Genomic DNA, 12,405 nt, shown 5'->3' with positions numbered 1-12,405 from the left:
AGAGCATCGGAGCCCCGACCATGACCCTGAGCAACGCGGACGTCCCCGAGATCGTCTGGCCGAACGGCGCGCGGTGCGCCGTCATGCTGACCTTCGACTTCGACGCCGAAACCCTCTGGCTCTCGCGCAATCCCGACAATGCCAAGCGGCCGGGGATCCTGTCCCAGGGCCTTTACGGCGCCCGTGTCGGCGTGCCGAAGATCCTGGAGTTGTTGCGCGAGGAACAGGTCCCCGCCACGTTCTTCGTACCCGGCTGGACGGCCGAACGGCACCAGTCGCGCGCGGAAGCGATCCTGAAGGACGGACACGAGATCGGCCATCACGGCTATCTGCACGAATGGATCCATCCCGACTATCCGGACCAGGAGGAGGAGGCGCTCGACAAGGGCCTGGACGCCCTGCAGCGGACGCTCGGGCTTCGTCCGAAGGGCTATCGCTCGCCGGCAGGTGAGACCAGCGGCAACATGATCCGCCTTCTGACCGAGCGCGGGTTTGTCTACGACACCTCGCTCATGGACTCCATCAACCCCTACCGGCACGTGCTCGAGGACGGATCGCCGGGTCTGATCGAGTTGCCCTGGCACTGGAGTTGCGATGATGCGCCCTTCTCGATGTTCTCTGTGCAGACGCCGCGCACGATCGTCGACTCGGAGTCCATACTGCGCATCTGGCAGGAGGAATTTCACGAGATCTATCGATGGGGAGGTCTTTTCGACCTCGTGATGCACCCGCAGTTCATCGGCCGGCCGAACCGGCTGGCCATGCTGCGCCGCTTCATCCAGTTCCTGAAGACATACGACAACGTCTGGTTCGCGACGGGCGAGCAGATCGCCTCCTGCGCCGCGGAGCAGATGTGAGCGCGCGCTTCGAGGGGCAGGCCGCCCTCGTCACCGGTGCCGCGGGGGGCATCGGCGCCGCCACCGTCACGCGCCTTGCAAGCGAAGGCGCATCCGTTCTGGCGGTGGACGTCCAGCGGGAGGCGCTTGAGCGAAACGCCCCGACCTGGGGCGCAAACGTCGTGACAATGACCGCGGATGTCGCGAGCCCGGGCATGGAGACGCGGCTTGTCGTGTCCTGTATCGAAGCTTTCGGACGCCTCGACATGGTCGCGAACGTCGCCGGTGTCGGCGGGTCGCGCCCACTGGATGCAAGCGATGACGCCAACATCCAGCGGATCGTCGATATCAACCTGCTGTCGGTGATGCGCCTGTGCCGCGCGGCTCTCGCACATCTGCCGCACCCGGGCGGACGCATCGTGAATGTCGCGTCTGCCTTCGGCGAGGTCGGCTACCGGGGAACTGCTGCATATGCCGTGGCAAAGGCAGGAGTAGCCCAACTCACCCGCCAGATGACCGCGGATTATGCCGGCCAGGGAATACGCGTAAACGCGGTGGCTCCCGGCGTGATCCGCACGCCGATGACTGCCGCGCGCATCGATGGCGATGCAGCCTATCGCCGGGAGATGATCGGCACTACGCCAATTGGGCGGGTCGCCGATCCGGAAGAAGTCGCCGCGGCAATAGCCTTCCTGCTGTCAGAGGATGCGAGCTTCATTGCGGGGGTTGTGCTTCCCGTCGACGGTGGGTGGCTCGCGACGAAAACCGTCGATGCATGACCTTCCTCGAGCAACCGTTTTTTCACTTTCGAGAGCAACCCCCCACTTCCATCGGTTTTATTCGTGCCCGGCGTTTCGAGTGGCTTCATCCGCCAAGCACCCGCTATGGTAGTGCGCGCACCTGCCTGCATACGACCGCCTGAAAGCGGATCCGTGGCAACCATCGAAACAGGCAGAACATGTCCGCTAGCCGCCGCACAAATTCACCGCTTGGTGGCTATTGAAACTTGACGCCCGGACGCCCTCTCAAACAGGTGCAGTGAACCACCCCCCACACCCTGACAGGAAATGCGCGGTGCATGATCATGACCCTTCCGCCCGCCCGGTTACTCTTGTTCGCGTCGTTTGAAAGGCGGGGGCCTTGCCGGGCGCAGGACATCGCAGCCCGGCAGGGTGCGGACGTCGCGTGCTAGCGTGCAGCGTGCGCGCGTTACAGGCTGCATCTGCTCACGACACGCGTTCAGGCGACAGCTTGTCGCCGCTTGACTGGCCCGGCCGGGACTGTCGCCCGGTGCGGGCATGGTCTTCAGGACGAGCCGTGTCCGCGGCCGGGTAATCCCTGTCGGCCGCCGCCAGCGACGCCAGGGCGAGTCAAAGGGCGTGAACAGGTCGATGGGATGAACTTGCGTGTAGATCGGGTTCGGCTCGGGTCGATGGATCTCGGGTCTGGTCTCGTGTCGTGATCGCGGTCTGTCGGACGTGCGATGCGGTCTCAGGCGATGCGTCTTCGTTCGTGTTCTGATCGTCAGGACAGGACTTGAAGGATTGTGAGGGTGCGTGTCGGCAAAGCCCGCAGAAGACGAGGCTGTGCCGGCCGCACCTGGGTCAACCGGATGCGTCGTGGCTGCGTGTCTTGCTCTGTCGGCGAATGGATCGTGAGATGAGATGTCACGTGTCGGGAAGGTGCCGGTATTCGAAGGGTCTGATGTCTGTCTGATGTCGCGTTCTGTCAGGGCAATGTTGTCGCCGTCTGTCGTCGTGGCTGAAGATGCCGTTGGTCTGGACGTATCGTGTGCGGGATCGGTTCGAGGGCAGTGTCGTGTCGTCGTCGGATGTGTTGTCGTCGTCGGATGTGTCGTGCCGGTCAGATCGTGATGGGTCGCGGATGGAGAGGTTGCGCTTTCAGTTTGTGTCGAAGTCGCTGCGGCTTCAGAGGATGCGGATGCGTCAGAGGGAACTGAGGCTCCAGAGGCACCCGAAGAACCGGGGTGGACAGACGCCGGAGCCGGCGACGTAACGGTGCCCGGATGAGCGTTGCCGTGGCTGCCAGGCGCGCCGATAGCCGTTGTCTCGGCAGGTGCTGGTGATGTCGCCGTCGTGGCCGCCGTAGTCCCGGTTCCCGGGTTGCCGGACGAAGCTCCAGGAGATCCGATAGAGGAGGACGAGCTGGGCACTCCGGAGCCGCCACCCGTATTGGCGCCTGGATGCGCATCCGATCCGGCCAACGTCTCGGCGGACGGCTCGGCATCCGCTCCGGTATAGGGACGGGCAAGCGTCTCTCCATGTACCCCCGCACCGGATCCGGTCTCCGATCCGGAAGCGGAGGACGCTGAGCCCACACCGTCCGCGGACCCATGTACGGGTGTCGTGGCAAGGTCCCGCGGCACGGACGCCCCTGGAGACGCGATGTCGTCGCGAGAGAGAAGACCGGCGGCCGATGTGCTTCCGGCTGCCAGAGGGCCCTTCATAGGCCCCTCGAGCGCTTCTGCAGCGACACGACGATTGTAGCGCTCGATCTCGTCGATGAGCTCGTCGATGGATGTGCCGGAAAGCTCCACCGCCGCGCCATGCACATCCCGACTGGCGAAGACCTCGATCTCCAACGGGGGCTTGCGGTCGAGGATGGGCACATGGCGCGCCATATAGGCGATAAGCCCGGAATAGCCCCAGTACCCCCGCCGGCGCATGGTGATCTCGACGCAGTGCGCATCCTGCAGGGGCGCATCCTTGCGGCCGCGGCGCCAGAGTTGCGGCACGTCGATGTTCGCCCGCCGGCACAGGAACTCCTGCACGAGCGGACGCACCCGGCTGCCCTCCGGCATGGCGATCGCGAGATGGGCATGTGGATGGGGATCGCTTGAAGCGACGCCGAAATAATGGAGCGGCTCGTCGGTGTGCCTGCGCACCAGGTTGCGCAGCTTGCGCGTGAGATCGCCCGGGCTCTCGCCGGGCTGGAGGGAACAAGCGACGTGCGTGGTGAAGGCGACGTCGAGACGGAGAACGCAGAGCGCGTAATATCCAAGTTGGTGAGCCAGGGGCTGGTTGCTGAACCTCGTCCGGCTCCTCCATCCCGCCTGGAACAACATCTCGGGAAGGAGGAGACGACGAAGACGATCGGGACGCTCACAGAAGGGAATGTTGTCCAGCCACGACGTCCACGTCTCTTTCCTCGAGAGAGGATGAATTTTCACCTCATGCGACACGTTTCCTGCGGAAACTCATGCGACACGTTTCCTGCGGAAACTCTGCGATTTTCGCCGGCAGAAAGATTCTCGTTCGAAGACGTGGCCTTCGAGAGATCTGCGCACGTGCAATGGTGCGCGATCTGCAAGCCGAGCGTCTCGAGATAGGGGTGGGACGCGTGCAGTGCGGATATGGGCCGGTCGGGCAGGAGGTGACACCGCTCCCCGCACGATCATGGGCAGATACGCGCAACGCGTACCGGGTTGGAGTCCGAGCCTTGTCCGCCCGCGAATGAAGGCGGGACGTCTCGCGGTCCGTACTCGTGATCGATATGGGAAGGCCGAGGGCTTCCCCGTCTCTCGCTGCTGCCCGGGCAGAGTCAACATAGAAAGACGAATGCGTCTTGTCAAATCGGGCAAAGCAATTGTGCTAGACGCGCAAGCACCGACGGTCAACCAGTGCTCCATTACCCAAATATCTACGGTCTGCGCACACAATTGCTCTTGTGGATACGCAGAACGAAAATCGCGGATGAAAGTGATCGACTGCGTCCTCGATTGCGGGAACAGCTTTCCATCTGGCGAACCAGGGCGCCAATCCGGGAACGACCCTCCCGCTGAATGCGGGCAGCAAATGCGAGGAGCCCGCCGGAACGGTCCCGCCATTATTGCGGGCGTCAGGTCTCTGCGCACGCAGGACTATTGCCATGTCTCGCAACACGAGAGACTCGCGGCGAGGCATGAACCCTTTACACCTGGGCAAATTTCCAGTTGTGATGCACCGGCCCTGAAATACGATGCAAAAAGAATCGCTTGAAGCGGATCAAGCCTGCGGCCTCAAGCGGATCAAATGCATCAAATGACTCAGGGCGACTCGCTCGCCCCCCTCCGGGACCAGCTTTCGTGCATCTAGAGGGCGTTGTCAGAGGAATGAACCGAGGATGCCCCTTGGGGCCTTAGCGCCCAGCTTGGGGCCAATGATTTACTGGTCTGCCGCGAGAATTGTCTTCCGCAGCGCTGCTGAGACCCACCTGTCACCCGTTGATTGGGTATCAAATTAGCTTCCTCTGACAACGCCGGACCGGTTGATCGGGCAGCGGCCGATTGCCGCTCTCAACCGCCCGGATACTGTCGAAGGGGCACCCCCCGGGAACGGGAGACCGTCGCTGGCAAGGCTCGGACAGGCTTTCGCCCGGCGTTCACGGCCGCAGCAGGCGTTGCAGGGGCGGCGGCGCGCCAGGCAGTCCGATCGGTCCGTCCTTGCGCGCGCCTCACCCGCGGAATGGATGCAGGGCAAGGCCCGGGGACGGCCAGCGCCCGGTGAGCAGGCAGCCCGCGCTGGAGTCGCAGACATAGATCTCCCCGGCCGCCGAAATCGCCAGGTTTGTGTAATAGGGCGATGTGCCCAGGTCGATCTCCTCGACCAGGGTGCCATCCGGCGTCCACACCTGCAGATTGCCCGGCGCGCCCCCCAGGCCGGGACATGCGATGACCAGCCGCCCCGCCCGATCGAAGGCGAAGCCGTCGGGCAGGCCCCGCGTCATCTGGCAGCAGACCTCCATGCGTTCCGGCCGCACGGCATCCAGCGGAAACCGGACGATCCGGCTGTGGCGGCTGTCCGCGACATAGATCGCGTCGTTCTCCGTCGAGAACCCGATGCCATTGGGATACCAGTCGCAGGTCAGCAGAAGTTCGACCTCGCCCGTCTCGATGTCGCAGGCGTATATCCTGCCGTCGTCGCGCTCCGGCTTGCGGGTCGGATCGGTGAAATAGAGCCGCCCGTCGGGTCCGAAGGCGAGGTCGTTGGGAGAGGTCGCGACGTCGGTGACCACCCGGACGGTTCCGTCGGGTGCAACGGCCTGGATGCCCGGCGCGGCCCGGACGCGGTTCTCGGCCGGCCACTTGCCGCCGTTCTGCGCGACATAGATGACGCCGTCCGGCCCCTCGGTGGCGCCGTTCGGACCGCCGCCCAGTTCTGCCAGCACGCGCGCGCGCCCGTCCGCGATGCGGTAGAGCACACCCCGGTCGATCGAGGTCACGACAACCGCGCCGTCGCGCATGATGACGGGTCCCTCGATGAACCCGAGATCGGACTGGAATACTTCCATGGCGGCCCCCCCGCTGCGGCCGGGCGTCAGGCGCCCGCACCCGTTCCAAGAATGTTGTCGCGGAAGGTCGGGCCTTCATACTCGGTCCGGAACACCCCGCGGGCTTGCAGGATCGGGATCACGTTGTCCACGAAGTCCTCGATGCTGTCCGGGATCGTCGCCGGGCGCAGGTTGAATCCGTGGCAGCCGGTGTTGCGCCAGATGGTCTCGATCTCGGCGGCGACCTGCTCGGGCGTGCCCACCACGTGCGGCGTGCCGATGGAGGTGGCCCAGGTTTTCGCCACGTCGCGCAGCGTCAGCCGCTTGCCGCCGCCCATGTCGCTCGAGAGCGCCTTCACCAGACCCTGCGAGGCTTGGCTCGGCCACTCCTCCATCGGGCTGTCGAGATCGATCTCGCTGAAGTCGATGCCGAGCGAGCCGGACAGCCGCGCGAGCGATGCCTCGAGCGTGTAGCGCGAAAGCAACTCCTCGCGCCGCTGGCGCGCCTCGGCCTCGGTGCTGCCGAGCACGATCTGCAAGCCGAAGATCACGCGGACGGGATCCGACCGCCCCTGCTCCTCCGCCGCCGCGCGCAACTGCTCGACATAGCGGCGCATGTTCTCGGTCGTGCTCTGGATGGCGAAGATCACGTCGGCGTTCTGCAGCGCGAAGCGCTGGCCGCGGCCCGACGAACCGGCCTGGAACAGAACCGGCCGGCCCTGCGGCGAGGGAACGACCAGCGGCACCGCGCGGCTTTTCAGATACCTCCCCTCGACATCGACGCGGCCCACCTTCGCGGGGTCGGCGACGATGCCGCCTTCGGTATCCATGAGGATGGCGTCGCGCGGGATCCCGTCCCAGAGGGCGCGGCAGATTTCCATGAACTCGTCCGCCCGGTCGTAGCGGCTGTCATGCTCCAGCGCCTCGATGCCGATGGCGTCGTACTCCATGCGCGTGTTGCCGGTCACGATGTTCCAGCCGACGCGCCCATCCGAGAGGAAGTCGAGCGTCGAGATCAGCCGCATCAAGGGATAGGGAAAGGCGCCGCCGATCGACTGGGTGAAGGCGAAGCCCAGCCGTTCTGTGGCCGCCGCCATCAGCGCCAGCGTCGGCATGATGTCGTGGCGCGGCCAGCCCAGCCCGTACTTGATCGACTCGTCCGGCCGCCCCTTGTAGCGGTCGTAGATCGCCGCCGTATCGGCGAAGAAGATGCCGTCGAATTTCCCGCGCTCGAGGATCCGCGCGACGTTCTGCCAATAGTCGATCATGCTGCTGCCACGGAACCGCCGGTCGGCCGGATCCCTGACCGCGTTGTCCAGCGCGTGGTGCACGCCCTCGGTATGCTCCGGAAAGCTCAGGAGGTGGATCTGGCTCGTCATCTCGGTCGTCCCCCGCTTTGTTGTCGTTGCCCCGTGCTCAGGTCTGTGTCTCGGCGAAAGGCGTGCCGGCGCCCCCTTGCCGGTCCGCCATCACCATCGCCGCCGCCTTCTCACCGATCATCAGGCTCGGCGCATGGGTGCAGGCGTTGAGCGGCCCCGGCATGATCGACGCATCGGCCACGCGCAGCCCCTCGATCCCACGCACCCGAAGCTGCGGATCGACCACGGAGCTTGCGTCGCCGCCCATGCGGCAGGTCCCGCCGGGGTGGGAATAGCTGCCGAGGCCCGCCCGGATTTCGGCCTCGAGCCCGTCCCTTTCGGCGGCGGGGCCCGGCGAAAGCTCCTCGCTGATCGCATCGCGGATCGGCGGTTGCCGCATGATCTCGCGCACCCGTTCCACTCCGCGCACGAGGCTCGCCACGTCGGCTGGGTCGGAGAGATAATTCGGCTGGATCGACGGCGGCGCAGCAGGATCGGCGGAGCGCAGCCGGACGACGCCCCGGCTCAGCGGCCGGCCGACGCTCACGGAGACGGCGAAGCCATGGCGATGGGGCAACAGGCTGCGCCAGCTCTCGCCCGCGCGCCCGCGTTCGACCAGCGCAGGCGCCATGACCACGATGCTGTTGGCGATCTCCAGTCCCGGATCGGTGCGGAAGACGCCGCCCTGTGCCACGTAGCTCTCGCCCAGGGGGCCCCGGCGCCCGAAAGCGTAGCGCGCCGCCAGGCCGAGCGCGGCCAGCGGGCGGGCATAGCGATAGGCCGTGATCGGCGCATGGCACGCATAGCGCAGCGTGTAGGCGGGGTGGTTGTGCAGGTTGTGCCCGACCTGCGGCACATCGGCGACCACGTCGATGCCAAGCGCGCGCAACTCGTCCGCAGGCCCGATCCCCGACAGCAGCAGAAGTTGCGGGGAATTCACCGCGCCGCAGGAGACGATCACCTCGCGGGTCGCGCGCACCGTCTCGATCTGGCCGCCGCACGCGATCTCGACGCCGCAAGCGCGCCCGTCGCGGACGATCACCCGCCGCGCCAGTGCGCCGGTAAGCACGGTGAAGTTGGGCCGGCCGCGCGCGGGCCGAACATATCCCGTTGCCGCGCTGACCCGCCGTCCGTCCCGCACATTGATGTCGAAGCGCCCGAACCCCTCCGCCACGTCGGCGTTGAGGTCCTCGACCACAGGAAAGCCCGCCGTGCGCGCTGCCTCCAGGAAGGCGGCGCAGATCGGCAGCGGCGTGTGCGAGGGCCGCGTCGCGATCGGCCCGTCGCCTCCATGCCACCGGTCGGCGCCGCGCGCGCTGCCCTCCGACTTGCGGTAGAAGGGCAGCACATCGTCGAAGCCCCAGCCCGTGCAGCCGGCCTGGCGCCACTGGTCGTATTCGCGGGAATGTCCGCGCATGTAGATCATGCCGTTGATGCTGCTGCCGCCGCCGAGGATCCGGCCCTGGTTCCAGGCCATGCGCCGCCCGCCGAGCGCCGGGATCGGTTCGGTGAGGAAGTTCCAGTTGCGCCGCGGCGAGACGCTGGCGAGGAACGCGATACCCGGGATCGTGGTCAGCGGGTGGCCGTCGGGACCGCCCGCCTCGACCAGCACGACGCGGTCATCGGTCCCCTGGGCGAGGCGGCCGGCTACCACGCTGCCGGCCGCACCGGAGCCGACGACGACGAACTCGCACTCCCTCACCCTCATCGCCGGCCCGGCGGGCAACAGCGGAGCCGGATCGGCACAGCGATACTGTCGACGGCAGGCAAGCGGCTAACTTCCCAAGTAGAAAATCCCTAAACAAAAATTGTCATGTCGGACATCCCCCATGTCAACGAACTCCGGAATTGTCGGCGGGATCGTGCGTGTCGACTCATCCCGGCGACACCACGCACCAGTTCTTGCGACTTCAGGCGATATCCAGGGGCCCGGGGGCGCGCTTGCGGCCTGTGATCATGGCGCGCACCAGGTTCTCGCCATGGCGCATGCTGGCAAAGAGGGCGCCCGCCACGTGCAGGCCGACCATGGCGAGCAGGAGGGTGGCGAGCGCCTCGTGCGTCTCTTCCACCCAATCCGCGCCCCAGAACCTGTCGAGCGTGTACATCCAGCCGGTCAGCGCCGTTCCCGCGAGACCCGCGAGCAGGCCGACGATCATCAGGCCGCCCGCGGGGTTGTGACCGACATAGCGCGGCTCGCCCCCGCGCAGCGAGGCTTTCAGATAGCCCAGCACCTCCGAGGGCGCGCGGACGAACTGCCTGAACCGCGCGTATTTCGGCCCGGCCAGTCCCCAGGCGAGGCGGAAGGTGATCAGCGCGGCGGCCGCGTAGCCCGCCCACTCGTGCAGGCCGCCCCGGTCTTCCGCCGTCGCCCACGCCACGGCGAAGCTTGCGACGAGCGTCCAATGGAAGATGCGGACCAGCGGATCCCAGACGCGGATCGTTGCACCGGCCATCTCAGTCGTCCTTCTTGCTCTTCACCATCTCGAAGGTCTTCGGGTTGAAATAGGCCTCGACGCGCTGGCCCTTGTCGTCGATGGCATAGGCCTCGTAGCAGCCGTCGTCGGTCTTGATCTTCCGGACCTGCCAGCCCTGCTCCTCGAGCTTCTTCTGAAGCGCCTCGCGCGGCTGCCATTCGGACATGGGCACGTCGCACTTGTCGCTAGCGAACGCGGCGCCCGTGCCCGCCGCGGCGGCGACCAGGGTGGCGATGACGAGTGTGGTCTTCATATGCATGCTCCCTTGCGAGCGGTTTCGATGCGGGCAACAGTGCTGCGACGGGCTGACGTGCGCCTGACATCGGGAAGGATGTCCTGTCAGCCCCGTGTCAGCTTGAGCCGGCAGAAGTCGGCGGTTTTCCCGCGGGACGTTCCGGAACCTGACGCATGCGCATTCTGCTGATCGAGGACGATGCCCTGCTCGGCGCCGCGGTGCGCGACCAGGTCAGCGCCGACGGCCATGCCGTCGACTGGGCCCGGCGGATCGACGAGGCCGAGGCGAGCGTGGCGGGCGTCTCCTACGACCTCGTTCTCCTTGACCTGATGCTGCCGGACGGGCGCGGGCTCGATTTCCTGCGGGCGCGGCGGCGGGCCGGAGACGGCACGCCGGTCATCATCCTGACGGCCAGAGACAGGATTTCCGACCGCATCGAGGGGCTGAACGCCGGCGCCGACGATTATCTCGTCAAGCCCTTCGACCTGTCGGAGCTTTCGGCCCGGGTTGCGGCGGTTGCGCGGCGTTATGCCGGCAATCCCAATCCGCTCCTCAGCCTCGGCGAACTTCAGATCGACCTCGCGGCGCGCAACGTGACCCGCGCGGGGCGGACGGTCGACCTGACGCAGCGCGAGTGGGCGCTGTTCGAGGCACTGGTCCAGCGCCCCGGCGCGATCGTCTCGAAAGCGCATCTGGAGGACCGGCTCTACGCCTTCGACCGCGAGGTGGAAAGCAACACCATCGAGGTGCATGTCAGCCGCATGCGCAAGAAGCTGGGCGCAAACGCCATCGAGACCGTGCGCGGCATGGGCTACAGGATGGCACGCCGATGAGGGCTCCGAACAGTCTGCAGGGCCGGCTCGGCCTTGCGTTGGCCCTGGCCGTGACGGCGATGTGGCTGGTGGCGACCGTCGGCTCCGGCCTGATCGTCCGGCATGAGCTTGACGAGGCCTTCGACAGCGCCCTGCAGGAGGCCGCCCAGCGGCTGCTTCCGCTCACGGTGGCCGATGTGATGGAACGCGAACCGGGCGCACAGGCGGCGCGGGTAGATTCGCTGCACGCGCACCGCGAATACATCACCTATATCGTGCGGGACCGGGACGGCAGGCTGCTGCTGCAATCGCACGATGCCGATCCCGCGCACTTCCCCGAAAAGCCCGCCGTCTGGTTCCGCACGACCCCGACCCACCGGATCTATGGGGAGGCAGCGGTTTCCGGCACGATCATCCTCGAGGTCGCCGAGCCGCTGCAACACCGGCGCGAGGCGGCGCTGGAATCGGCCCTGGGCCTGCTTGCGCCCCTGCCCTTCGTGATGACGTTGAGCCTGATCGGGGTCTGGCTTCTGGTCCGCCGCAGCATGCGGCCCGTGCACACCTTGCGCGGCGAGATCGAACTGCGGGGCAACGGAAACCTCCAACCCGTTTCGGCGCGCAAGCTGCCGACCGAGATCGCGCCCATCGCGGACGCGGTCAACCGCTTGATGGACCGCTTGCGCCGCGCCATCGAGAGCGAGCGCAGCTTCACCGCGAACAGCGCCCACGAGTTGCGCACGCCCATCGCCGCAACGCTCGCGCAGACCCAGCGCCTCGTCGCCGAAGCGCCGGAAGGACCGGTGCGGGAGCGCGCGCGCAGCATCGAGGCCTCGCTCCGACGGATCGCCCGCCTCGCGGAGAAGCTCATGGACCTCGCACGCGCGGAGGGCGGCGGCCTGACTGCGGAGGAACCGCAGGATCTGGTGCCCGTGCTCCGCCACGTCCTGGAGGAGATGCGCCGTTCCCCCGGTGCGGGAGACCGGATCCGGGGGCCGGCACCCTCCGGCCGTCCGCTCGTCTCCCGTCTCGATGCCGACGCCTTCGCCGTTCTGGTGCGCAATCTCGTCGAGAACGCCCTGCACCATGGACCGGCGGGCGGACCGGTCGAGGTCTTCCTGCCGGAAGACGGCGTGCTCAGCATCGTCAACGGCGGCCCCCCGGTTCCGCCCGACACGCGGGCCGGCCTGAAGGCGCGCTTTGTCCGCGGGGCGACGGACGCCGAGGGGTCCGGCCTCGGCCTCGCCATCGCCGACACGATAGCCCAGGCGGGCGGCGGTGCGCTCAGGCTGCTGTCGCCTGCGAGCGGACGCCCCGACGGTTTCGAGGCGCGGCTGACGCTCCCGGTCGAGGGCCAGTCGCCCCGCCGCTGACCGCCGGGCGTTGCGCCCCCTCTCTGTCAGCTTGCCGACAGGTTCGCCCGTT

At 67.0% G+C, this 12,405-nt stretch carries 9 protein-coding genes; 4 read left to right on the top strand and 5 right to left on the bottom strand.

The features are described 5' to 3' along the window. The first annotated feature begins 20 nt into the window (after positions 1–20). Positions 21–857 carry a polysaccharide deacetylase family protein gene (locus NJQ99_RS01730; protein ID WP_269331078.1) on the top strand — a complete coding sequence of 279 codons (837 nt, stop codon included), beginning with the start codon at positions 21–23 and terminating at the stop codon, positions 855–857. Then, positions 854–1,615 carry an SDR family NAD(P)-dependent oxidoreductase gene (locus NJQ99_RS01725; RefSeq protein WP_269331077.1) on the top strand — a complete coding sequence of 254 codons (762 nt, stop codon included), beginning with the start codon at positions 854–856 and terminating at the stop codon, positions 1,613–1,615. The genes NJQ99_RS01730 and NJQ99_RS01725 overlap by 4 nt, the downstream gene beginning before the upstream one ends. A gap of 3,673 nt (positions 1,616–5,288) precedes the next feature. On the opposite strand, the gene NJQ99_RS01720 is transcribed toward NJQ99_RS01725, so the two are convergent. The 5 genes from NJQ99_RS01720 to NJQ99_RS01700 form a co-directional block, all read right to left on the bottom strand. Then, a complete protein-coding gene (locus tag NJQ99_RS01720; RefSeq protein ID WP_269331076.1) occupies positions 5,289–6,125 on the bottom strand; it encodes an SMP-30/gluconolactonase/LRE family protein in 837 nt (278 codons plus the stop codon). Positions 6,126–6,151: 26 nt separating this feature from the next. After that, complete coding sequence (locus NJQ99_RS01715; protein WP_269331075.1) at positions 6,152–7,483, bottom strand: NtaA/DmoA family FMN-dependent monooxygenase; 1,332 nt, start codon at positions 7,481–7,483, stop codon at positions 6,152–6,154. A gap of 37 nt (positions 7,484–7,520) precedes the next feature. After that, on the bottom strand, positions 7,521–9,170 hold the full coding sequence (locus tag NJQ99_RS01710) for a GMC family oxidoreductase (protein ID WP_269331074.1): 1,650 nt from the start codon (positions 9,168–9,170) through the stop codon (positions 7,521–7,523). 202 nt (positions 9,171–9,372) lie between these two features. Further along, entirely contained in the window at positions 9,373–9,915 is a 543-nt protein-coding gene (locus NJQ99_RS01705) for a cytochrome b/b6 domain-containing protein (RefSeq protein WP_269331073.1), read from the bottom strand. 1 nt (position 9,916) lies between these two features. Continuing rightward, positions 9,917–10,189 (bottom strand): PepSY domain-containing protein, encoded by a 273-nt coding sequence (locus NJQ99_RS01700; protein WP_269331072.1) that lies wholly within the window; start codon positions 10,187–10,189, stop codon positions 9,917–9,919. A 155-nt stretch (positions 10,190–10,344) separates the two neighbouring features. Here NJQ99_RS01700 and NJQ99_RS01695 point away from each other — a divergent pair, with 155 nt between their 5' ends. Continuing rightward, positions 10,345–11,004: a response regulator gene (locus NJQ99_RS01695; RefSeq protein WP_269331071.1), complete on the top strand. Its 660-nt coding sequence runs from the start codon at positions 10,345–10,347 to the stop codon at positions 11,002–11,004. After that, entirely contained in the window at positions 11,001–12,353 is a 1,353-nt protein-coding gene (locus NJQ99_RS01690; RefSeq protein ID WP_269331070.1) for an ATP-binding protein, read from the top strand. Before NJQ99_RS01695 ends, NJQ99_RS01690 begins: the two co-directional genes overlap by 4 nt. Positions 12,354–12,405 lie beyond the last annotated feature (52 nt).

The sequence above is a fragment of the Futiania mangrovi genome (assembly GCF_024158125.1).
Taxonomy (GTDB): Bacteria; Pseudomonadota; Alphaproteobacteria; order Futianiales; family Futianiaceae; genus Futiania; species Futiania mangrovi.
This window is presented reverse-complemented; position numbering and strand designations above follow the sequence as displayed.